We start from the raw sequence: 21,461 nt of genomic DNA on the forward strand, positions 1-21,461 counted from the left end.
CTCCCACAGGTTGTTCACTGTTCTCAATGGCAGTGAACAACCTGTGGGAGCGGGCTTGCCCGCGAATGGGGCCCTAAGGCCCTACACAGCTGTCATTACTTGACGACAACCTTGCCCTTCATCATCGAGATGTGGCCCGGGAAGGTGCAGAAGAAGCTGTAGTCGCCACCGGCTTCGAGCTTGGTCGCATCGAACTTCACTTCGGTTTCCTTCTCAGGCGCGCCGATCATCTTGGTGTGGGCGATGATCGCAGCGTTGTCAGCCTTGATGTAGTCCTTATCCAGACCCTGGGTCATGCCTTCGGTGGCGATGGCCTGCATGTCGGCGGTCTTGCTGATCACCAGGTTGTGACCCATGACGTTCTTCGGCAGGCTGCCGGAGTGGGTCAGCTTGACGGTGAACTCCTTGCAGCTCTTGTCGACGGTGAACTCCTTGGTGTTGAAGGACATCTGGTCAGTCGAGTCGACGGTCACCGAGCACTCGGCGGCGAACACAGAAGCGCTGGCGAGGGTCAGCAGGGATACCGCTACAGCTTTCGCAAACATCGTGAATCTCCTTGGCAGGGTTTTATCAATTGCGAGACTGCCTGAAACCGGCCAGACCCTTGCTGATTTGAGTCAAGGGCCATCAATGAGCCAGCCAGTAGTATTGTTCAATGGATTGTATACAAACAATCTAAGAGCACATCATGCCTGCTTGATAGACGATGGGACAACCTCTCATTTAGGAGCAAGTGCCATGAATCTCGGAAATTTCATGCGCAGCCTGTTGGCTGCCTATGCGTGCGGCGCAACTGGTGCTGCGGTCTGCGAGTTCGCCCGACCGGAGTGAATTCGACGCTTGGAGCACGCGCCATTGCGCCTTACCCTGTGTGCCCCGCTGCCTGCGCAGCGGGTGAACTGCACTGGAGATAAGCAATGCCCGTACGTTCCGTCTGTGTCTTCTGCGGCGCCAGCATCGGCGCCAACCCAGCCTATCGTGAAGCCGCCATCGCCCTCGGCCAGGCCATCGCCCACCGCGGCCTGACCCTGGTCTACGGCGGTGGCGCCGTCGGCCTCATGGGCATCGTCGCCGATGCTGCCATGGCGGCAGGTGGCGAAGTCATCGGCATCATCCCGCAGAGCCTGATGGACGCCGAGGTTGGCCACAAAGGGTTGACGCGCCTGGAAGTGGTCGACGGCATGCATGCCCGCAAGGCGCGCATGGCCGAACTCAGCGATGCCTTTATCGCCCTGCCGGGTGGGCTGGGTACGCTGGAGGAATTGTTCGAAGTCTGGACCTGGGGCCAACTGGGCTATCACGCCAAGCCACTGGGGCTGCTGGATGTGAATGGCTTCTATGAAAAGCTTGGCGGCTTCCTCGACCATATCGTCGAGGAAGGTTTCGTGCGACCGCAGCACCGGGCGATGCTGTTGCTCGGTCAGCGGGCGGATGAGTTGCTCGATGGCATGGACAGCTTCATCGCCCCGGTGGCACCGAAGTGGGTCGATCACAAGCCTGATTGACAGCTTTTACAGAACCTGTGGGGGCAGCGCTTCGCCCCCACAATGCTCCATGCAGGCTTGGAGGTCAGCGCGGGATAACGGGCTGACGCGGCTTCTTCTTGCCACCGCCCTTGGCCGCTTCCTTGCGCTCCTTGGCCGCCTGCTGGTTGCGGGCGAATGCCTCGGCCTTGGCCTTCTCGCGCTTGTCCCACGGCTTGCTGCCATCGCTGGCACGCGGCGGCAGGCCGTTGTGCTGGGTGAGGATCTTCTGCTCCTTGGCCACCTTGTGGCTACCGGCAGGCGTCGAGTTCTTGCGACGGGCGCTCTGGTAGCTGTCGGTCTGCGGCTGGTGCAGCGGGATCAACTGGTGCTTGCCCGGGCCGATCAGGTCGGCGCGGCCCATGCGGGTCAGCGCTTCACGCAGCATCGGCCAGCCCTTCGGGTCGTGGTAGCGCAGGAATGCCTTGTGCAGGCGGCGCTGCTCGTCGCTCTTGACGATCTCCACACCCTCGCTCTTGTAGGTGACCTTGCGCAGCGGATTCTTGCCCGAGTGGTACATGGCCGTGGCCGAGGCCATGGGCGAAGGGTAGAACGCCTGCACCTGGTCGGCGCGGAAACCGTTGCCCTTGAGCCACAGGGCCAGGTTCATCATGTCTTCGTCGGTGGTGCCTGGGTGCGCCGCGATGAAGTACGGGATCAGGTACTGCTCCTTGCCCGCTTCTTTCGAGTATTTCTCGAACATGCGCTTGAAGCGGTCGTAGCTGCCGATGCCCGGCTTCATCATCTTGTCCAGCGGACCACGCTCGGTGTGCTCCGGGGCGATCTTGAGGTAGCCACCTACGTGGTGGGTGACCAGCTCCTTCACGTACTCCGGCGACTCGACCGCCAGGTCGTAACGCAGGCCCGAGGCGATGAGGATCTTCTTCACCCCCGGCAACGCGCGAGCCTTGCGGTACAGCGAAATCAGCGAGCTGTGGTCGGTGTTGAGGTTCTCGCAGATCCCCGGGAACACGCATGACGGCTTGCGGCAGTGCTTCTCGATCTCGTGGCTCTTGCAGGCGATGCGGTACATGTTGGCGGTCGGGCCGCCTAGGTCGGAGACCACGCCGGTGAAGCCCGGCACCTTGTCACGCATCTCCTCGATCTCGTGCAGGATCGATTCGTGGGAGCGGTTCTGGATGATCCGGCCTTCGTGCTCGGTGATCGAGCAGAAGGTGCAGCCGCCGAAGCAGCCACGCATGATGTTCACCGAGAAACGGATCATCTCGTAGGCCGGGATGCGCTCCTTGCCGTAGGCCGGGTGCGGCACGCGCGCGTAGGGCATGCCGAACACGTAGTCCATTTCCTCGGTGCTCATGGGAATGGGTGGCGGGTTGAACCACACATCCACTTCACCGTGCTTCTGCACCAGGGCGCGGGCGTTGCCCGGGTTGGTCTCCAGGTGCAGCACGCGGTTGGCGTGGGCATAGAGCACCGGGTCGTTGCGTACCTTCTCGAACGATGGCAGGCGGATCACCGACTTCTCGCGGGTCACGCGCGGGCTGTCGAGAATCTGTACGACCTTGGCTTCGTTCGGGTCTTCCACCTCGCCCTTGGCCTGCTCGATGGCGCAGGCCTGGGTATCCTGGGTGTTGACGTAGGGGTTGATGATCTTGTCGACACGGCCCGGACGGTCGATGCGGGTGGAGTCGATCTCGTACCAGCCCTCGGGGGTGTCACGACGGATGAACGCAGTGCCACGCACGTCGGTGATGGATTCGATCTTCTCGCCGTTGGACAAGCGCTGGGCAACCTCGACCACCGCCCGCTCGGCATTGCCGAACAGCAGGATATCGGCGCTGGCATCCACCAGGATCGAGTGGCGGACCTTGTCCTGCCAGTAGTCGTAATGGGCGATGCGGCGCAGCGACGCCTCGATGCCACCGAGCACGATCGGCACGTGCTTGTAGGCTTCCTTACAGCGCTGGCTGTACACCAGGCTGGCGCGGTCAGGACGGCTGCCGGCCAGGCCACCAGGCGTGTAGGCGTCGTCGGAACGGACCTTCTTGTCGGCGGTGTAGCGGTTGATCATCGAGTCCATGTTGCCGGCCGCGACACCGAAGAACAGGTTCGGCTCGCCGAGCTTCATGAAGTCGTCTTTGGACTGCCAGTTCGGCTGGGCGATGATGCCGACGCGAAAGCCCTGGGCTTCCAGCAGGCGGCCGATGATGGCCATGCCGAACGACGGATGGTCGACGTAGGCGTCACCGGTCACGATGATGATGTCGCAGGAGTCCCAGCCGAGCTGATCCATCTCCTCCCTGCTCATTGGCAGGAAAGGCGCTGGCCCGAAGCATTCGGCCCAGTACTTGGGATAGTCGTAGAGTGGTTTGGCTGCTTGCATGTCAGTGACCGGTTCTGGTGTGCAGGGAAATCGCGGGCGCGGAATATAGCACAAATTTTGACCAAATCCGACGGTAGTGGTCGGAATCATAGTGATCGCCCAGAAAAACATCGCCCCCCTGTGGGAGCGGGTTTACCCGCGAATGCGATGGCGGGTTCAACCTCGCATTCGCGGGTAAACCCGCTCCCACAGAGGGGCCGATTCAGTTCCGGGTGGTTATTCGTCGTCGTCGAAGTTGTACATGCCCGGCGCGAGGTTCTCGAAGCGGGTGTACTTGCCGATGAAGGCCAGGCGTACAAAACCGATCGGGCCGTTACGCTGCTTGCCGATGATGATTTCCGCCACGCCCTTGTGCTCGGTCTCTGGGTGATACACCTCGTCACGGTAGACGAACATGATCACGTCGGCGTCCTGCTCGATTGCACCGGATTCACGCAAGTCGGAGTTCACCGGGCGTTTGTTCGGACGCTGCTCCAGGGAGCGGTTGAGCTGGGACAGGGCGATGACCGGGCAGTTGAATTCCTTGGCCAGGGCCTTGAGCGAGCGCGAGATCTCGGAAATTTCGTTGGTCCGGTTGTCACCAGCCGAGCCCGGGATCTGCATCAGCTGCAGGTAGTCGACCATGATCAGCGCGATCTCGCCGTGCTCGCGCGCCAGGCGGCGGGTACGAGCACGCATCTCCGAGGGGCTGATCCCGGCGGTGTCGTCGATGAACAGCTTGCGGTCATTGAGCAGATTGACCGCCGAGGTCAGGCGCGGCCAGTCGTCGTCGTCGAGCTGGCCGGAACGGACCTTGGTCTGGTCGATGCGCCCCAGCGACGAGAGCATACGCATGATCAGTGATTCGCCAGGCATCTCGAGGGAGAACACCAGCACGGCCTTGTCGCTGCGCAGTACCGCGTTCTCGACCAGGTTCATGGCGAAGGTGGTCTTGCCCATCGACGGACGGCCGGCGACGATGACCAGGTCGGCGGGCTGCAGGCCGCTGGTCTTCTCGTCCAGGTCGGTGAAGCCGGTGGACACACCGGTGATGTCGCTGTCGGAGTTGAACAAGGTGTCGATGCGGTCGATGGCCATGGTCAACAGCTCGTTGACCCCCACCGGGCCACCGGTCTTGGGCCGCGCCTCGGCGATCTGGAAGATCTGCCGCTCGGCGTCGTCGAGAATCTCTTCGGCGTTGCGCCCTTGCGGGTTGAAGGCGTTGTCGGCGATGTCGGTACTGATGCTGATCAATTGGCGCAGCGTCGCCCGCTCGCGGATGATCGCGGCGTAGGCCTTGATGTTGGCCACCGACGGAGTGTTCTTGGCCAGCTCGGCCAGGTACGCCAGGCCACCGACCTGGGTCGATAGGCCTTCCTTGTCCAGTTGCTCGTGCAGGGTGACCACGTCGAACGGCTGGTTGGCATCGGCCAGCTTGTGCACGGCACGGAAGATCAGGCGGTGGTCATGCCGGTAGAAATCGCCATCGGACACCTGGTCCAGCACTCGCTCCCAGGCGTTGTTATCCAGCATCAAGCCACCGAGCACAGCCTGTTCGGCCTCGATGGAATGCGGCGGCACCTTCAGGGCAGCGGTTTGCAGGTCGAGCTGTTCGGGATTGGTAATCTCGTTCATGGCCACGCAAGAATTCTGGGGGGGTTCAAAAAGACAAAGGGCACGGCCTGAAAAACAGGACCGTGCCCGATGTTAACCGGCTGGCCCGCGAGGGGCCAGTCAGTCAGCGCAGCTTAGGCAGCTACGACGACCACACGTACGGTGGCTTCAACGTCGCTGTGCAGGTGCACGGCTACGTCGTATTCGCCAACCTGACGGATGGTGCCGTTCGGCAGACGAACTTCAGCCTTGGCCACTTCAACGCCGGAGGCGGTCAGGGCATCAGCGATGTCGTGGGTGCCGATCGAACCGAACAGCTTGCCTTCGTCGCCAGCGGTGGCAGTGATGGTCACTTCCAGCTCGGCCAGTTGGGCAGCGCGGCTTTCAGCCGAAGCTTTCTTGTCGGCAGCGGCTTTTTCCAGCTCTGCGCGACGCTCTTCGAATGCAGCCAGGTTAGCGGCGTTGGCAACGGTGGCCTTGCCGAATGGCAGCAGGAAGTTACGGCCGTAACCAGCCTTAACTTTTACTTTGTCGCCCAGGTTGCCCAGGTTGGCGACTTTTTCCAGCAGGATCAGTTCCATTTGGTAAAACCTCTTAACTTTTAACCTTCACCGTTCGCGGAATCATTCCCCTTGGGGGAGTGGCGACCGCGAAAATCAATCAGGCTGTCGACAATGGCCAAGACCACGAGCAACGGATAGGTCAGCTGCATGAACAGCACCAGCGTGACGTACAACCCCACCAGCCAGAACCTGGCCAGGCGTTTCTGGGCCACCAGCCCATGCAGCAGGGCGATGCCCGCGAACATGAGCGGCACACTGCACAGCGGCGTAAGCAAGGCGACGGCGGAACCGAAGTTCGGTCCGAACACCATGCACGCCAGCAGCACCAGTGCCGGCACCAGGGGAATCCGCACCGCTTGAAACTCGCGGCCGAAACCTCCCGGGTTGTACAACGCGGCCTGCCAGTACCGGCCCAACATCAGGGCCAGAACGCTGACGACCTGCAGCAAAGCTGCAATCAGGCCGTTCAGCACCGGTACGATGAGTGCCCCCAGGTGTGCCTGCTCCTCTACCGTCAACTGCTGGTAGAGACCGTCGAGCATCTGCGGCAGGGCTTTTTCAAGCGCTCGCGCCAGAGCTTCGATCGGTTCGCGGAACACTGAACCGAGGATGACACCGTACAACAGGCCCAAGGCGATGCTGGACAACAGCACCCGGTTCCAGGAATGCCCGGCGCGCAACAGCGCAGCCAGCCCCAGCGTCCCCAGCAACACCATCAAGGTGCGCGGCTCGCCGAAGACCCACCAGACCAGCGCGGGCAAGATGCCCCACACGATGACCGAGGATGCGTCCTTGAAACCACGCCGCAGGAACACCAGGCTCCCGGCGGCGGCACTCAACCAGAACAACAGCGGCAATGCCGCACAACCAGCCACCACGACAGTGGCCTGCACACGACCGCGCATGATGAAATCAGCCAACGCTCGCATGCCTATCCCTTACTGCTTGTCGACGACCCGGTCTCAGCGGCCGTGGCTGTCGGTGTAGGGCAGCAGGGCCAGGAAGCGGGCGCGCTTGATAGCGGTAGCCAGCTGACGCTGATAACGAGCTTTGGTACCAGTGATACGGCTTGGAACGATCTTGCCGGTTTCGGATACGTAAGCTTTCAGGGTGTTGAGATCTTTGAAGTCGATCTCTTTCACGTCTTCAGCAGTGAAGCGGCAGAATTTACGACGACGGAAGAAACGTGCCATTTAATAGGCTCCTCTAAAGGTCCGTGGATTACTCGTCAGCGCTATCGCTGGAGTCGCTGTCATTGCTGTCGTCGCCATCGGCGGAGTCAGCATGCTCAGGACGCTCGCGACGCTCACGGCGCTCGCTGCGGTTCTCTTCAGCCTTCAGCATCTCGGACTGGCCGGTAACGGCTTCGTCGCGACGGATGACCAGGTTACGGATCACGGCATCGTTGTAGCGGAAGTTGTCTTCCAGCTCGGCCAGGGCCTTGCCGGTGCACTCAACGTTCAGCATCACGTAGTGAGCCTTGTGAACATTGTTGATTGCGTAGGCCAGTTGACGACGGCCCCAGTCTTCCAGGCGGTGGATCTTGCCACCATCTTCTTCGATCAGCTTGGTGTAACGCTCGACCATGCCGCCGACTTGCTCGCTCTGGTCCGGGTGAACCAGGAAGATGATTTCGTAATGACGCATGAATGCTCCTTACGGGTTAGTAGTCTGCCAGCGAATCTGGTCAGACAAGGAGTGAATGACACTGTATGTCTTGCTTGAGGGAAGGCGCATGCGCACCTGCCAGCCCGGCAAGGGGCGCAATTGTAGAGAAGGCGGGTTGGACAAGCAAGGTGATTGGCGATTATTTGAACAGTCGGAAACATATTGGCGGGGTATGTGAGAGCGGCGGTGACTCTTTCGCGGGCAAGCCCGCTCCTACAGACCTGCACAGGCCCCGTGGGAGCGGCGGTTCGGCGGTCCGACTTGCCCGCGAAAGGAACGCCGCCGCTTCAGGCTCTCAACGCTTGGCCTGACGCTGCCTCACAGCCTCGAACAGACACACCCCGGTCGCCACCGAGACGTTCAGGCTGCTGACACTGCCGGCCATCGGCAGCTTCACCAGGAAGTCGCAATGCTCGCGGGTCAGGCGGCGCATGCCTTTGCCTTCTGCGCCCATGATCATCACCAGCGGACCGGTGAGGTCCTGTTGATAGATCTCCTGCTCCGCTTCGCCAGCAGTGCCGACCACCCAAAGGCCACGCTGCTGGAGTTTCTCCAGGGTACGCGCCAGGTTGGTCACGGCCACCAGCGGGATCACCTCGGCAGCGCCACAGGCGACCTTGCGCACCACGCCGGTGAGCGTGGCCGACTTGTCCTTGGGAATCACCACGGCCGTCGCGCCCGCAGCATCGGCGGTGCGCAGGCAGGCGCCGAGGTTGTGCGGGTCGGTGACACCGTCGAGCACCAGGATCAGCGGCGGCGTCTCGGTGCGCTCGAGCAACTCCTCGAGCATCGCCTCGCCCCACACTTGGCTGGGGCTCACCTCGGCGACCACACCCTGGTGCACGCCCTCGACCCAGGCGTCCAGCTCACGGCGCTCGGCCTGGCCGACCGCAACGCGGTTTTCTGCAGCCAGCGCCAGCAGCGTCTGAAGACGTGGCTCGCTACGCCCTTCCGACAACCAGATCTGCTTGACCCGCTTGGGATGGTGCTGCAACAACGCCTGCACGGCATGCACGCCGTAGATTTTTTCCAGCTGACTCATGACTTGCCGCTCTTGCCCTTACGTGGCGCGCCGGATTTCGACGGGCCTTTGCGATGCTTGGTCTTGCCGGACGCCTTGGTGCCCTTCTCGGCCTTGGCACTGGTGTGCTGCCGCGCATCCCCCATCAGCGCCTTCTTCATTTCGCGGCTCTTGCGCACCTCGGCATTACGCTGCACGGCATCTTTCGGGAAGTAGGCCTCGGAAGCTTCGCTCTTGCGGCTGCGCGGCTTGGGCGAAATCTTCGCCTCGGTAGCCGGTGCAGGCTCGGACCTGACCGAACCTTTGGTGCCCGCAGGCTTGCCGGTGTCAGCCGATTCGCTACGCGGCTTGCGGCCGCCCGGCGCCTTGATCGCGGCCTCGGAAAGCTCGAAGTCGATCTTGCGCTGCTCGAGGTCGACGCGCATCACCTTGACTTCGATGGTGTCGCCCAGGCGGAAGCTGCGGCCAGTACGCTCACCGGCCAGGCGATGGTGCACAGGATCGAAGTGGTAGTAATCGCCCGGCAGCGCACTGACGTGCACCAGGCCTTCGACATAGATGTCGGTCAACTCGATGAACAGGCCGAAACCGGTCACTGCGGTGATCACGCCAGGGAAAGTCTCACCCACGCGGTCGCGCATGTATTCGCACTTGAGCCAGTTGACCACGTCGCGGGTGGCTTCATCGGCGCGGCGCTCGGTCATCGAGCACTGCTCGCCCATCTGCTCGAGGCTGTTCTCGTCGTACGGGTAGATCCGCGCCTTGGGAATGCTCATCGCACCGGCGCGCTTGACGTGCGGGGTATCGATCTTCGAGCGGATCACACTGCGGATGGCGCGGTGCACCAGCAGGTCAGGGTAACGGCGGATCGGCGAGGTGAAGTGGGTGTAAGCCTCGTAGTTCAGGCCGAAGTGGCCGTTGTTCTCGGTGCTGTACACCGCCTGGCTCAGCGAGCGCAGCATGACGGTCTGGATCAGGTGGAAGTCCGGGCGCCCGGCGATGCTCGCCAGCAGGGCCTGGTAGTCCTTCGGCGATGGATCCTTGCCCTTGTGCAGCGACAGCCCCAGCTCACCGAGGAAGGCGCGCAGTTTTTCCAGGCGCTCCGGTGGCGGACCATCGTGCACGCGGTACAGCGACGGCACGTTGTGCTTCTGCAGGAACTCGGCGGTGGCGACGTTGGCCGCCAGCATGCATTCCTCGATCAGCTTGTGGGCGTCGTTGCGCACGGTCGGACGAATTTCGTCGATCTTGCGGTCTTCGCCGAAGATGATCCGGGTTTCCTGGGTTTCAAAGTCGATTGCACCACGGGTATGGCGGGCATCGACCAGCACCTTGTACAGCGCGTAGAGGTGCTTGAGGTCCGGCAGGACTGCGCTGTACTCCTCACGCAGCGCCTTGCCTTCGCGAGTGCGGGAGTGCTCGAGCATGCTGCTGACCTTGTTGTAGGTCAGACGCGCATGGGAGTGGATCACGCCTTCATAGAACTGGTAGTCGACCATCTGGCCGGCCTTGTTGATGGTCATCTCGCAGACCATGGCCAGGCGATCGACATGCGGATTCAGCGAGCAAAGGCCGTTGGAGAGTTCCTCGGGCAGCATCGGAATCACACGCTCGGGGAAGTACACCGAGTTGCCGCGCTGCTGGGCCTCGACGTCCAGGGCCGAGCCCAGGCGCACGTAGCTGGAAACGTCGGCAATCGCCACGTACAGGCGCCAGCCACCGGAGAACAGGCGCAGCTTGCCCAAAGGCTCGCAATAGACGGCATCGTCGAAGTCGCGGGCGTCCTCGCCGTCGATGGTGACGAACGGCAGGTGACGCAGGTCGATGCGCTTTTCCTTGTCCTTCTCTTCGACTTCGGAGCGGAACTTGCGCGCTTCCTTGATCACGTCCTTGGGCCAGACGTGCGGAATGTCGTAGCTGCGCAGGGCGACATCGATCTCCATGCCCGGCGCCATGTAATTGCCGATCACCTCGACCACGTCACCTTGCGGCTGGAACCGCGGGGTCGGCCAGTGAGTGATCTTGATCTCGACGAACTGGCCGATCTTGGCGCCGCCGTTGCGCCCCGCAGTCACCAGCACTTCCTGCTGGATCTTCGGGTTGTCGGGGGTCACATAGCCGATGCCGCCTTCTTCGAAGTAGCGGCCAACCACGCTTTCATGGGCGCGGGAGATGATCTCGACCAGCACGCCTTCGCGGCGACCACGGCGATCGACACCAGAGACCCGGGCAAGGCCACGGTCGCCGTCGAACACCAGGCGCATCTGTGCAGGGCTGAGGAACAGGTCTTCGCTGCCGTCGTCGGGGATCAGGAAGCCGAAGCCATCGCGGTGGCCGGAGACACGGCCGCAGATCAGGTCGAGCTTGTCTACCGGGGCATAGGTGCCGCGCCGGGTATAGATAAGCTGACCATCACGCTCCATTGCGCGCAGACGGCGGCGCAGGGCCTCGATCTGGTCTTCTTCGTACAGACCGAACTCTGCCGCCAGCTCCTCGCGCGCGGCGGGTTCGCCACGGTCGGCAAGGCGCTGCAGGATCAGCTCACGGCTGGGGATGGGATTCTCGTATTTTTCCGCTTCGCGAGCGGCCTCGGGATCGAGGGATTGCCAATCGGCCATCAGAAGGGGTTCACCTTGGGGTATATAGATAGGGATTCTGGCATACGCGTATTGAAACCGGAAATCTTTGCCTTGGACAGCCCCTGCCGGGCGCCCCGGCAGCGGCAATAGGTCACTGGAATCAACAACTTGAATTTTTTGAAATTTTTTTCGATCCGGGGCTTTACAGCCCTCAGGGGCATCCGTATAGTGCGCACCACAACGACGGACAGCCGACGTTGTAGTTGAGATGAAACCTGATGTAAAGCATCATGTGACCTCGACAAAATGTGTGCCCAGGTGGCGGAATTGGTAGACGCGCTGGTTTCAGGTATCAGTGACTTAACGGTCGTGGAAGTTCGAGTCTTCTCCTGGGCACCATATAAAAACCCACTAGCTTGCTAGTGGGTTTTTTCTTGCCTGCGTTTTTTGCCCTCCCGCCGCGCCAGCATCCGCCTCCTCCCGACTATTTGCCCTCATACGGCCACATGAGAAACGATTTCGTTTACCATTGTTTCGAAATATGTAGCCGTAAGCGAGGAAGTACCCGCATGACGATCCGCCCGAAACCGCTGATGCGCACCTTGGCCGCCGCTGTCCTGGGCCTGGTGATTGGCGCGCCGGCCGCCCTGGCAGACGAACCGGTCAGCCTGACCCTGTACAACGGCCAGCACAAGGAAATCGGCGAAGCCATCGCCAAGGCCTACGAGGCCAAGACCGGTATCCACATCAATATCCGCAAGGGCAGCAGCAACCAGCTGGCCAGCCAGATCATCGAGGAAGGCACACGCTCGCCTGCCGACGTCATCTACACCGAAGAATCCCCACCCCTGAACAACCTGGGCGAACTGGGCCTGCTGGCGAAAATCGACGACGCCACCCTGGACATGCTGCCCAAGGAATACGTGGGTGCCAACGGCACCTGGATGGGCGTGACCGCGCGCACCCGCGTGGTGGTCTACAACCCGAAGAAGATCGACGAGAAAGACCTACCCACCACCGTGATGGACTTTGCCGATCCTGAGTGGGACGGCCGCGTCGGTTACGTACCGACCAGCGGCGCCTTCCAGGAACAGGCCGTGGCCATCCTCAAGATGCACGGCCGCGAGGCCACCGAAGAATGGCTCACCGGCCTGAAGGCGTTCGGCAAGACCTACACCAACAACATGGTCGCCCTGAAAGCGGTGGAAAAAGGCGAAGTCGCTGCCGTGCTGGTGAACAACTATTACTGGTACGCCCTGGAGCGCGAGCGCGGCCAGCTCGACTCCAAGCTGTACTACCTGGCCGATGGCGATGCCGGCAACCTGGTCACCATTTCCGGCGCCGCAGCGGTCAAGGCCAGCAAGCATCCCAAGGAAGCCCAAGCGCTGCTCAACTGGATGGCCAGCGAAGAAGGCCAGCGCGTGATCACCCAGACCACCGCCGAATATCCACTGCACAAAGGCATGGTGTCTGACCGCGGTCTGAAGCCGTTCGAAGAGCTGCGCCCACCGAAGATCAGCCCGGCAGACCTCGGCAATGCCGAAGAAGCCATCGAGCTCGAACGCGAGGTCGGTCTGCTCTGATGACTGCCGCCGCGCCCGACCCGGCCCTGGTACGCTTCGTGCCACGCCGCAAGCGCCCCTCCGTGTGGGTGGTGCTGCCTGTGCTGTTCCTGGTGGCGATGAGCCTGTTGCCATTGCTGTATGTCGCCATCAAAGCCTGGGAAGCCGGCTGGCATGAAGCCCTGCGCCTGCTCTGGCGCCCCTTCGTCTGGGGGTTGCTGCGCAACACCTTGCTGCTGATGGTCGGTGTCACCCTGGTGTGCATGGTGGTCGGCCTGGCGCTGGCCTGGCTGCTCGAACGCAGCGACCTGCGCGGGCGCCGCCTGTGGGGCGTGGTGTTGTGTCTGCCGTTTGCCGTACCGTCGTTCGTCAGCAGCTTCACCTGGGTGTCGCTGAGCTCGGACTTCGAAGGACTCGGCGGGGCGATCCTGGTGATGGCGCTGTCAAAGTATCCGCTGGTGTTCCTGCCGGTGGCCGCTACCCTGCGCAATCTGGACACCTCGCTGGAGGAGTCGGCCCGCACCCTCGGCTGCAGCCGCTGGGACGTGTTCCTCAAGGTCACCCTGCCGTTGCTGTGGCCAGCCATGCTCGGCGGTGCGTTGCTGATCGCCCTGCACATGCTGGTGGAGTTCGGCGCACTGTCGATCCTCGGCCTGCAGACCTTCACCACGGCGATCTACCAGCAGTTCGAACTGGAGTTCAGCAACGCTAACGCGGCAATGCTCTCGGCTGTGCTGCTGGCACTGTGCCTGGTGATGCTTTGGCTGGAACTGCGCGTACGCGGCAAGGCCCGCCACGTGCGCATCGGCCAGGGCGTGGCGCGTCGTGCACAGCCATTGCGACTCAAAGGCTGGAGCCTGCCGGCACAACTGTTCTGCCTTGGACTGGCGGTGTTGGGCAGCGGGATTCCGCTGGCCATGCTCGGCTACTGGCTGAGTGTCGGCTCATCGGCAGCCTTCCCGGTCGCGGCAATCGGCAAGGCCTTGCTCACCTCCCTGTCGGTATCGCTTGGCGGTGCTGGCTTCTGCGTAGTGCTGGCATTGCCGATCAGCTTCCTGGTGGTGCGCTACAAAGGCCGTCTGGCGATCTGGGCCGAACGCCTGCCCTACCTGCTGCATGCTCTGCCGGGCCTGGTGATCGCATTGACACTGGTGTTCTTCGCCCTGCACTACGTGCCAGCGCTCTACCAGACCACTGCACTGCTGATCCTGGCCTACGCCCTGCTCTTCCTGCCCCTGGCCCAGGCGCCAGTGCGCACAGCGCTGAACAAGGCCTCGCCGACACTCGAGGAAGCCGCCCGCACCCTGGGCGCCAGCAGCTTCGCGGCGTTCTGCCGGGTCACCCTTCCGATCATCTTCCCGGCACTGGCGGCGGCCTTCGCCCTGGTGTTCCTGGATGCCATGAAGGAGCTGACCGCGACCCTGCTGCTCAGCCCCACGGGCATGACCACCCTGGCCACGGAAGTCTGGGCGCACACGGCCAACGTCGAGTTCGCAGCGGCAGCGCCCTATGCGGCGTTGCTGATCCTGGTATCGGGATTGCCGGTATACCTGCTGACCACGCGGATGTACCTGAACAAGGCGTAGCATCGAGGCCCGGGCGCAGGCGGCCCGGGCACAGCCATTCAATAGCCCAGCGCGCGTTTTTCCGCTGCGGCACTAACGGCATGGTTCGGTCTGCGCAGTTGCAATACCGCGAAAATCGACAGAACCACCGCCAGCCCCCAAAGGATCGGCGTCGCTCCCTGGCTCAGAGCCACCATCTGCAGACCGACGACCAACAGACGCAGCAACGCATCGAGTCGACCATTGGCCACCGAAGGTTCGCGCAGGCGCGCCACACCCCAGATGACATAAGCCAGGGCACCTAGATTGATGAAGAACATCGAGGTGGGGTCGAGCACGCTGAAGGACGTACCCAGGCCAAGCCAGGCATCGAGCCCTGCAAAAAGCTGGAATGCCCAGGCACTCAGCAATGGAACGGCAAATGGCAGGGTGGCGACGATGTCATAGATCGCGCCGATCCGGACGATGTTGGCGTAACGGGATTGATTCATTGGCAAACCTCCATGTGCATGCGTTCGAGAAGCTCTCTGACTTCGTAGAATTGTCCTGATTGCAGCGCGATTGCGTGACGTCGGCCAAGCAGGTCGACGATTTGCGCGGCGCGTTGTTGTGCGCTGACGATGTACCCCGGCTGCGTCGAGCGCTCTCGCAAGGCCACCAGTTCGGGAAAGCGCTCGTCGGCCTGCAGGATGGTTTGCGCCACGGTGGTGGCGACATTGCATAACCCCAGCACCGCAAAGAACACCTGCGGATTCTCCAACTGGTAGACCTTGGCCAGGGCGTTGAGGGCGGCTTTGGAGACGCTGTAGGAAAGCATGCCTGCGCGCTGACGGATGCCTGAAACCGAGGCCGAGAACACTACCTGGCTAACCTTGGCCTGTCGGCACAGCAGCAGGTCAAGCACCCATTTCACCGCCACCAGATTGAGCTCCAGCACCGAGCGGAAGGATTCCACTGGCGTATTGCTCGCAAGCTCCGGCGCGCTACCAAATGTTCCGGCGTTAAGGTAGGCCGTTTCGAATGTCGTCTCACCGATGAAGGCCTGCAGAACAGGCTGGACAGCCTCGCCCGCACAAAGATCCAGCGCCCGGAAATGCATGCGCGGATGCTCCAGCAGCGCCGTTGGTATCCGTCGCGAAATCCCCCAGACCTCATCGCCCCGCTCAAGGTGCAACCTGGCCAGTGCCAGCCCGATGCCCGAACTGACGCCCGTAATGAATATGTGAGCCATCAGCGCCTCACTCGAACTTGCCGATGTGATAACCGCCATCGACGCTCAACACGCTGCCAGTCATGTAGCTGGCGCCGTCGCCAAGCAGGAACAGCACTGCAGCAGCCACCTCGCTTGCCTCGCCGAAGCGCTTCATGACAGTGGCGTTGATCTTGCGCTCGGTGCCCGCAGGATTGGCCGCCAGCCGTTCCGGAGAATTCATCCCGCCAAGAATCGGCCCTGGCGCTACCGCATTGACACGCACCGCGTGGCGTCCATCGCGGTCGCAGGCATTCTCCATCGCCACCACTTGGGTCAGGGCGTTGAGCCCTGCCTTGCTCGCCACATAAGCAGCCTGGTTGGGCATGGCCATCACCCCCGCGCAGGAGGACAGATTGACGATCGAGCCACCTGGCTTCCTGGCGATCAACCGCAACTCATGTTGCAGGCAAAACAACGGGCCGTTCAGATTGATACGCACGACCCGCTCCCAGTCCTGCACCTGAAGGTCGGCGACCTGTGCATACGGTGCTGTGATACCCGCGGCATTGACGGCATGGTCGAGTCCGCCGAAACGCGCCTCGATCTCGGCGAAGGCATCGCGCACCGCGCCAGGCTCAGCGACATCGCACGGGATGAAACTGGCCTGCGCGCCCAGTTGCTCAAGCGCCGAACGCCCCTTCTCCAGGCTGCGCCCAAGCACGACGACGCGCGCCCCCTCCTCGCTCAGCCGCCGGGAAATGCTCAGGCCGATACCACTGCTGCCACCGGTGACAACGATGGTCTTTCCCTGGAACTGCATCTGGACTCTCCTTAGTCATATCGAATAGAGGCTGGCCGCTTGTACCGCTCATTGACGCAGCAGTACACGCGATCCAGCTGGGGATTGCTCTTGTCACGGAAACAGTTGCCCTCGAATCGACAGGCCTGAACGCTTCCCGGCTTGCCCTGCAGCGACTTGTTCACCAGGTCGTTGTCAGCGAACAGGGCACGACTCATGCCCACCAGGTCAGTGACGCCCAGCTCGAGCAAGGCCTCGGCCTGGGCCAGCGAGCCTGTGAAGCCGGCAAAGCCGACCGGGAGCGACGTCAGTTCGCGGATGTGCTTCACGCCATGCACCAGCATCGCGTGAACACGCGGATCGGCACGCAGCATGTAGTGGAACGTTTCCTTGATTGCCGCCGAACACATCAAGGCCGCCACACCTGCACGCTCCAGCGCAGGGACCACCTGCTCGAGCAGTGCCGGTTGCTGCCCCTTGTCACCCAGGCAATCATCGATACCCAGACGCACGGAGATGTCGATTCCGCCCTGGGTTGCCTCCACGATCGCGTCCATGACCTCCAGCAGCAGACGGGCCCGGCGCAACGGCGAGCCGCCATAGCGATCCGTTCGTCGGTTGCTGTAGGGCGAGAGGAAGCTGCTCAACAGGTAGCCATTGGAGGCCTGCAATTGCACCATGCGCGCACCGGCTTGCTGCGCCAGACGTGCGGCATTGGCGAACTGGGCACAGACGCTGCGGGCGTCCTCGTGAGTCATGACCCTCGTACCGCGACGGCTTCGACTACCCACCGCCCGGCTGGGCGTCAGCAGAACACCGCCACTGCGCGCCAGATCGCCTTGGCTGCCGTAGTGCTGCAATTGCACGACCACAGGGCAGGCATTTTCCCGCCCGTAGTCGATCAGCGGCGCCAAGTGCTCGACGTGACGCTGCTCGTACAGGCACAACCCTCCCTCGTGCAGCCGCGTGGATGCATCGACTGCTGAGTTGGCCAACACCACCATGGCGCAGCCTCCGTCGATGATGCCCTTGTAGAAGGTCAGCATCTGCGGCGTCAGGCAACCTTCACGACCCAGATCGATACCCATGGGTGCGAAGTACACACGGTTCTTCAGGTTCAGGTGTCGTCCGAGGGTGATCGACTGGCGTGTCAACGGGTATCCCGAGGCCACGCCAGTTACCCGCTCTGCCGATCATTGCAAGGCGTGCCCTGGGCATCATTGCTCGCCTGGGCAGCCACCGACAGCTCCTGCAAGGGCTCGTGGAAGCAATGGCACTTGATGACTTCCTTGAGCGTGGACAGGGTGGCGCGATCGAGCTTGGCGAATACGGCCAGTTGCACCGAGGGCTGTTGCGAAGGTCGGCATTCTGCGATCGGGAAGCTCAGGAAACCCATGTCCCGTACATAGATGGACAGTTGCACCACCTCAGGGGCCTGCGCGTTTTCCTCCATGCGAAACCTCACCGCCCGCAATGAAACATGCTCGAGCAACCCTTCGACTGCCGTGCCTTGCGCCGTGTGCAACAAGACCTGCGGCAACACCCGGTCGGAGGGGGCGAACCAGTGGTTCTCCGGAAAGTTGACCGTGCGCATGCGCTTGAACAGCGGCATCTTGATCGCACTGCCACGCAGGCGCAGCGTGGTGACCAGATTACCGTTCTGGAAGAACATCGCGGTCTTGTCCACCGTCCGGGGCTGGGCGCGCTTTTCGCCAGCGCTGTGCTGGACCACAACCTCCACCGCATAGGTGGACTCGGTGTAGTTATTGAAGGAGACGGACAAGTCTTCGATCGAGATCGAGATTTCACCGCGCCGGTAACCCGAATGGCTGTAGAAATAGTGGTACATCGCCTGACGAGCCACTTCGATCAGCATCAGGCCGGGCACGTGCTCATGGGGCTTGTTGTAGAAAAAGTAGTTGTTGGTGTCGTTCATCAGGCCGTACGACGACAGGTTGGCACGTGTCCAGCCCGGCAGCGCGTGCAGCGTGTCGGCCAATTGAGTGACCAACGCCGGATCTGCTACCGGCAACCCGAAACGCCTCTGCAGGTAGCACTCGACCTGGCGCGGCAGCCAGGCGGCGGACAGTCGATAGCCGCCCTCGTGCAACGCATAGTAGCCCTGGGCATTCATTTCGAAACTGTCGAGGGAATCGAAGTCTTCCTGCCCGAGTGTGGCGGGGACGCTGGCAAGCACCCGGCCACCTTGATCGTCGTCGCGATACAGGGCGCCCAACACAGCACAACCGCGCTCATCGAGATGCTCGAGCAGGAAGTCGGTCTCTTCGAGGGTCAGACGAGCCGGCAGAAGATCCTGAAATCCGGAGAGCAGTACGTCGTCCACAGTGCCCTTGTGCAAGACCTGTGGGGTCAGGGGTAACTGACGTTCCATGTTGATTACCTAATAGGGTTCGACGGGGAAGGCGAGCACAGCGTTCTTCAGCATGCGCTTGACGATGGGGCCGTGCGCAGGGCCGACCGGGATCATGTAAAGCCTTCCAAAGGCGTTGTATCGCTGGACGGAGGTCGTCACGCTCAAGCGCTGCACCCCCTCGCCCGCAGGTGTGAGATCGAGGCAGACCATGACCGCCAGATGCGTATCGCGGGAGGTGAGGACCAGCCGATGCGCATCGATCGCCTCCACCGTGAAGAAGTCGAGGCGCTCGCCCACCGCAGGTTCCCGCTCGGCCGTTCGGGGTGTAAAACCATGGATGTCGGCCACCCGAAACCGGCGGGAAACGAAGTCACGAAGGCGAAAAGCCGCAGACAGCCACGCCGGGATATACGCAGTCATCGCGCAGTAAGCCTGCAGGGCCGTGATGCGCCCACCGACGCGCACCGCAGCGCAGTGCAGGAAATCCAGCTGCGCAAGCTCGGCGACCAGGCGAACATCCTTGGGGGCGCAAATCAGGGCCGCTGGCATCATCTGCACGCCCCAGTCATTGCTGCAGCAGGGCGATGGCAGCCAATTCGGCCTTGAGCAGGAGCTTCTCGTAGGCCTCGTCGGGCGACTCCTGGCGGCTGGTGATCAAGCCCGCGATTTCACGCGCCGACTCGTCCAGCGGCTCATCGGCGATGAACACCGACTCGAACAACGGAATCGGCGGCAGGTAATGACCTTTCACGTAGGCGACAGTCTGCTGCAGCGGTCGCAGAAGCTCATCCAGCGTGAACCGGTTGAACCCGCCCGCGCGGTAGCCGGACGCTGGCGCCCCGACGGTGGTGACGATCAGAAACTCCTTGTCCTGCAGCTTGTCGCCACCGCGTGCATAGGCAAAACCGGGCGTGAAGACATCGTCGATCCAGCGCTTCATCAATGCCGGGCACGAGTACCAGTAAAGCGGGAACAGCAGCACGATACGCTCATGGGCGCACAGCAGCTTCTGCTCGGCGGCAATGTCGAAGCCATTGCTGCCCAATGCCGCCGACAGGGGGTGCAGTGTGACATTGCTGCCTTGCAGGGCTTCGACGATGGCGGCATTGGCCCGCGAGCTGCTCAAGTCAGGATGACCGATTACGACCAGAATGTTATCCATGGAGAAGTCCTTTCAAGTGATGGTGTCCAGGCCGCAGCCAGGGGCTTCTATGCGGCGCGGTGGATTGAACGATAGTCCGCGGCATCTGTAACCTCCCCAATTGTGCAGGCCTGGGTCGGGACGTCGATCCAGCAGGCGAACAGCCAATGATCGCCCACGCGCATCGGCGCCGCGGCTCGACGGGCGCGATAGCCTGCACGGCGCAGCAACCGCTCGATGCCCAGTGGTGACACGGTGATCAACTGCCGCACGCCCCGAGCGGCCGCGCAGCGCAACACGGCATCCAGCAACTGTGTGGCAACGACGGAGGAAAATTGGCCGCCAGAGCTCGTCCCGGCCAGGCCAAAGTCCATGGCGGAGAAGCGCGACAGCTCCCAGATACGCGAATCACATGGCAGTGTCTGATCGCCCATCAACTGCGGGAACACCTCTGCAAGCAGGTAGCGTTGGCTGGTTGGCAGCAAGCGCGCGGTGCCTATGACCTGCTCCTGATCGTTGCAGGCAAGCACATAGAGCGTCTCGTCATGGTCGAACTGATCACGCTCGCGACCTGGATCACAAGCCAGCTCCCAACCCAGGGTGTCGACGAATACCCGATAACGATAACGGTCCATCTGCTGCAAGCGCGTCTGCCCTAGCTCCTGCTGTGTTCCAACGACGATCTCCATCTCGCGTCCTCCGGCCAATGTGGAAAGGACGCGTATTCGACTCGAAGTAGGGTGATAGCAAAACTGCACTATTTGGCAGGGTACTTCTGCACATAAGCGCAGGGCGTTCGCGCTAGGCCAGCAACCCCAGAAGCGCCGCCCGCGCTACCGCTGCCGTACGATTCGCAGCGCCCAGTTTGGCGCCGGCATTGCGGGTGTGGAATTTCACCGTTTCAATCGACAAGGTGAGGATGTCGGCAACCTCGTTGAGCGTCTTGCCATCGGCAGCCCAACGCAGCACTTCGCGCTCCCGTTCGGAAAGCGGGGACTGCGGCTGCGGTTGCCAGGAATCCGACAGCAGCCGCGAGAAGCCTTGGTGGGCGACATTCGCCAGCCAGCGCATCCGCGTCTCATGGGCACGCAACTCACCTTCGCCGATGCCTTCACCGGAGCGCGCCAGGGTCAGCATCCCCCCGCCCTTGCTCCCCTCCAGACACGATTGCGCCCACCCGTGGCGAAGACCGGCCTGCCGCGCCTCATCCCACAATTGCGGAGCGTCGGCAAATATTTCGTCGCCCCAGACCACTGGCTGCATCGAGCGCTGACAGTGGCGGACCGTCGGATCAAGAAGCAGGTACCCATTGGCATGGTAATGATCACACCATGGCCGGCTGTAGTTGCTGAGCATGAAGATCCGTGGCTTGGTGACTGGCAGCGGCGTGCGCAGGCCATAGGCACAGTAATCGAAGCCCAGATGGCGTGCGGCTGCCTTGACCTCTTCCAACAACGTTTGCGTATCGCGCGCGTCATAAACCGCCGACAGCATGTCGCCCATCCATTGCATTAATTATTCTCTCCATGAGTGTGAA

General features: G+C 62.2%; 21 protein-coding genes and 1 tRNA gene. 4 read left to right on the forward strand and 18 right to left on the reverse strand.

Features of this window, described 5'->3' with window-relative positions; all coding sequences use genetic code 11:
• Positions 1–95: 95 nt before the first annotated feature.
• Entirely contained in the window at positions 96–545 is a 450-nt protein-coding gene (azu, locus tag HU748_RS17510) for an azurin (RefSeq protein ID WP_186721260.1), read from the reverse strand.
• A 372-nt stretch (positions 546–917) separates the two neighbouring features.
• Here azu and HU748_RS17515 point away from each other — a divergent pair, with 372 nt between their 5' ends.
• Positions 918–1,505 (forward strand): TIGR00730 family Rossman fold protein, encoded by a 588-nt coding sequence (locus tag HU748_RS17515; RefSeq protein WP_186665942.1) that lies wholly within the window; start codon positions 918–920, stop codon positions 1,503–1,505.
• Positions 1,506–1,569: 64 nt separating this feature from the next.
• Here HU748_RS17515 and HU748_RS17520 read toward each other — a convergent pair whose 3' ends face one another.
• From HU748_RS17520 to rnr, 8 genes are all read right to left on the reverse strand, one after another.
• On the reverse strand, positions 1,570–3,867 hold the full coding sequence (locus tag HU748_RS17520) for a YgiQ family radical SAM protein (RefSeq protein WP_186709692.1): 2,298 nt from the start codon (positions 3,865–3,867) through the stop codon (positions 1,570–1,572).
• 216 nt (positions 3,868–4,083) lie between these two features.
• Positions 4,084–5,481 carry a replicative DNA helicase gene (gene dnaB, locus HU748_RS17525; RefSeq protein ID WP_054894540.1) on the reverse strand — a complete coding sequence of 466 codons (1,398 nt, stop codon included), beginning with the start codon at positions 5,479–5,481 and terminating at the stop codon, positions 4,084–4,086.
• Between the two features lie 113 nt (positions 5,482–5,594).
• Positions 5,595–6,041, reverse strand: coding sequence for a 50S ribosomal protein L9 (rplI, locus tag HU748_RS17530; RefSeq protein ID WP_003249568.1), 447 nt, complete (start codon positions 6,039–6,041; stop codon positions 5,595–5,597).
• Between the two features lie 20 nt (positions 6,042–6,061).
• Positions 6,062–6,952, reverse strand: coding sequence for a hypothetical protein (locus tag HU748_RS17535; RefSeq protein ID WP_186721261.1), 891 nt, complete (start codon positions 6,950–6,952; stop codon positions 6,062–6,064).
• 33 nt (positions 6,953–6,985) lie between these two features.
• The gene (rpsR, locus tag HU748_RS17540; RefSeq protein ID WP_003249563.1) at positions 6,986–7,216 is read right to left on the reverse strand and encodes a 30S ribosomal protein S18; all 231 of its coding nucleotides are present in this window, start codon (positions 7,214–7,216) and stop codon (positions 6,986–6,988) included.
• A 28-nt stretch (positions 7,217–7,244) separates the two neighbouring features.
• Positions 7,245–7,670, reverse strand: coding sequence for a 30S ribosomal protein S6 (gene rpsF, locus HU748_RS17545; RefSeq protein WP_186721262.1), 426 nt, complete (start codon positions 7,668–7,670; stop codon positions 7,245–7,247).
• 316 nt (positions 7,671–7,986) lie between these two features.
• Positions 7,987–8,733 (reverse strand): 23S rRNA (guanosine(2251)-2'-O)-methyltransferase RlmB, encoded by a 747-nt coding sequence (gene rlmB / locus HU748_RS17550; RefSeq protein WP_186665937.1) that lies wholly within the window; start codon positions 8,731–8,733, stop codon positions 7,987–7,989.
• Positions 8,730–11,330, reverse strand: coding sequence for a ribonuclease R (gene rnr, locus HU748_RS17555; RefSeq protein ID WP_186665936.1), 2,601 nt, complete (start codon positions 11,328–11,330; stop codon positions 8,730–8,732). The genes rlmB and rnr overlap by 4 nt, the downstream gene beginning before the upstream one ends.
• A 273-nt stretch (positions 11,331–11,603) precedes the next feature.
• Between rnr and HU748_RS17560 the strand changes: the two genes are divergently transcribed.
• The 3 genes from HU748_RS17560 (at position 11,604) to HU748_RS17570 (ending at position 14,439) form a co-directional block, all read left to right on the forward strand.
• Positions 11,604–11,690 (forward strand) — tRNA-Leu (locus HU748_RS17560).
• 170 nt (positions 11,691–11,860) lie between these two features.
• Entirely contained in the window at positions 11,861–12,874 is a 1,014-nt protein-coding gene (locus HU748_RS17565) for an extracellular solute-binding protein (RefSeq protein ID WP_186721263.1), read from the forward strand.
• A complete protein-coding gene (locus HU748_RS17570) occupies positions 12,874–14,439 on the forward strand; it encodes an iron ABC transporter permease (protein WP_186665934.1) in 1,566 nt (521 codons plus the stop codon). Before HU748_RS17565 ends, HU748_RS17570 begins: the two co-directional genes overlap by 1 nt.
• A gap of 38 nt (positions 14,440–14,477) precedes the next feature.
• On the opposite strand, the gene HU748_RS17575 is transcribed toward HU748_RS17570, so the two are convergent.
• The 9 genes from HU748_RS17575 to HU748_RS17615 form a co-directional block, all read right to left on the reverse strand.
• A complete protein-coding gene (locus tag HU748_RS17575) occupies positions 14,478–14,909 on the reverse strand; it encodes a hypothetical protein (protein ID WP_186665932.1) in 432 nt (143 codons plus the stop codon).
• On the reverse strand, positions 14,906–15,649 hold the full coding sequence (locus HU748_RS17580; RefSeq protein ID WP_186665931.1) for an SDR family oxidoreductase: 744 nt from the start codon (positions 15,647–15,649) through the stop codon (positions 14,906–14,908). The genes HU748_RS17575 and HU748_RS17580 overlap by 4 nt, the downstream gene beginning before the upstream one ends.
• Before the next feature lie 7 nt (positions 15,650–15,656).
• Positions 15,657–16,430 carry an SDR family NAD(P)-dependent oxidoreductase gene (locus HU748_RS17585; protein WP_186709698.1) on the reverse strand — a complete coding sequence of 258 codons (774 nt, stop codon included), beginning with the start codon at positions 16,428–16,430 and terminating at the stop codon, positions 15,657–15,659.
• Positions 16,431–16,441: 11 nt separating this feature from the next.
• Complete coding sequence (locus tag HU748_RS17590) at positions 16,442–17,581, reverse strand: NADH:flavin oxidoreductase (protein WP_186665929.1); 1,140 nt, start codon at positions 17,579–17,581, stop codon at positions 16,442–16,444.
• A 5-nt stretch (positions 17,582–17,586) separates the two neighbouring features.
• A complete protein-coding gene (locus HU748_RS17595) occupies positions 17,587–18,801 on the reverse strand; it encodes an AfsA-related hotdog domain-containing protein (protein ID WP_186721265.1) in 1,215 nt (404 codons plus the stop codon).
• Positions 18,802–18,810: 9 nt separating this feature from the next.
• A complete protein-coding gene (locus tag HU748_RS17600; protein WP_186721354.1) occupies positions 18,811–19,332 on the reverse strand; it encodes a DUF2867 domain-containing protein in 522 nt (173 codons plus the stop codon).
• A gap of 16 nt (positions 19,333–19,348) precedes the next feature.
• Positions 19,349–19,945, reverse strand: a complete 597-nt coding sequence (locus HU748_RS17605) for an NAD(P)H-dependent oxidoreductase (RefSeq protein ID WP_054893190.1) — start codon at positions 19,943–19,945, stop codon at positions 19,349–19,351.
• Between the two features lie 47 nt (positions 19,946–19,992).
• Entirely contained in the window at positions 19,993–20,613 is a 621-nt protein-coding gene (locus HU748_RS17610) for an acyl-homoserine-lactone synthase (RefSeq protein WP_186709702.1), read from the reverse strand.
• Between the two features lie 112 nt (positions 20,614–20,725).
• Positions 20,726–21,436 (reverse strand): autoinducer binding domain-containing protein, encoded by a 711-nt coding sequence (locus tag HU748_RS17615; RefSeq protein WP_186665926.1) that lies wholly within the window; start codon positions 21,434–21,436, stop codon positions 20,726–20,728.
• Positions 21,437–21,461 lie beyond the last annotated feature (25 nt).

It is taken from the genome of Pseudomonas sp. RW3S2 (assembly GCF_014268955.1).
In the GTDB taxonomy this organism is placed as follows: domain Bacteria; phylum Pseudomonadota; class Gammaproteobacteria; order Pseudomonadales; family Pseudomonadaceae; genus Aquipseudomonas; species Aquipseudomonas wayambapalatensis.

Coding starts and splice junctions, on each gene's coding strand:
- azu (WP_186721260.1), bottom strand. CDS start 545: ATGTTTGCGAAAGCTGTAGCGGTATCCCTGCTGACCCTCGCCAGCGCT.
- HU748_RS17515 (WP_186665942.1), top strand. CDS start 918: ATGCCCGTACGTTCCGTCTGTGTCTTCTGCGGCGCCAGCATCGGCGCC.
- HU748_RS17520 (WP_186709692.1), bottom strand. CDS start 3,867: ATGCAAGCAGCCAAACCACTCTACGACTATCCCAAGTACTGGGCCGAA.
- dnaB (WP_054894540.1), bottom strand. CDS start 5,481: ATGAACGAGATTACCAATCCCGAACAGCTCGACCTGCAAACCGCTGCC.
- rplI (WP_003249568.1), bottom strand. CDS start 6,041: ATGGAACTGATCCTGCTGGAAAAAGTCGCCAACCTGGGCAACCTGGGC.
- HU748_RS17535 (WP_186721261.1), bottom strand. CDS start 6,952: ATGCGAGCGTTGGCTGATTTCATCATGCGCGGTCGTGTGCAGGCCACT.
- rpsR (WP_003249563.1), bottom strand. CDS start 7,216: ATGGCACGTTTCTTCCGTCGTCGTAAATTCTGCCGCTTCACTGCTGAA.
- rpsF (WP_186721262.1), bottom strand. CDS start 7,670: ATGCGTCATTACGAAATCATCTTCCTGGTTCACCCGGACCAGAGCGAG.
- rlmB (WP_186665937.1), bottom strand. CDS start 8,733: ATGAGTCAGCTGGAAAAAATCTACGGCGTGCATGCCGTGCAGGCGTTG.
- rnr (WP_186665936.1), bottom strand. CDS start 11,330: ATGGCCGATTGGCAATCCCTCGATCCCGAGGCCGCTCGCGAAGCGGAA.
- HU748_RS17565 (WP_186721263.1), top strand. CDS start 11,861: ATGACGATCCGCCCGAAACCGCTGATGCGCACCTTGGCCGCCGCTGTC.
- HU748_RS17570 (WP_186665934.1), top strand. CDS start 12,874: ATGACTGCCGCCGCGCCCGACCCGGCCCTGGTACGCTTCGTGCCACGC.
- HU748_RS17575 (WP_186665932.1), bottom strand. CDS start 14,909: ATGAATCAATCCCGTTACGCCAACATCGTCCGGATCGGCGCGATCTAT.
- HU748_RS17580 (WP_186665931.1), bottom strand. CDS start 15,649: ATGGCTCACATATTCATTACGGGCGTCAGTTCGGGCATCGGGCTGGCA.
- HU748_RS17585 (WP_186709698.1), bottom strand. CDS start 16,430: ATGCAGTTCCAGGGAAAGACCATCGTTGTCACCGGTGGCAGCAGTGGT.
- HU748_RS17595 (WP_186721265.1), bottom strand. CDS start 18,801: ATGGAACGTCAGTTACCCCTGACCCCACAGGTCTTGCACAAGGGCACT.
- HU748_RS17600 (WP_186721354.1), bottom strand. CDS start 19,332: ATGCCAGCGGCCCTGATTTGCGCCCCCAAGGATGTTCGCCTGGTCGCC.
- HU748_RS17605 (WP_054893190.1), bottom strand. CDS start 19,945: ATGGATAACATTCTGGTCGTAATCGGTCATCCTGACTTGAGCAGCTCG.
- HU748_RS17610 (WP_186709702.1), bottom strand. CDS start 20,613: ATGGAGATCGTCGTTGGAACACAGCAGGAGCTAGGGCAGACGCGCTTG.
- HU748_RS17615 (WP_186665926.1), bottom strand. CDS start 21,436: ATGCAATGGATGGGCGACATGCTGTCGGCGGTTTATGACGCGCGCGAT.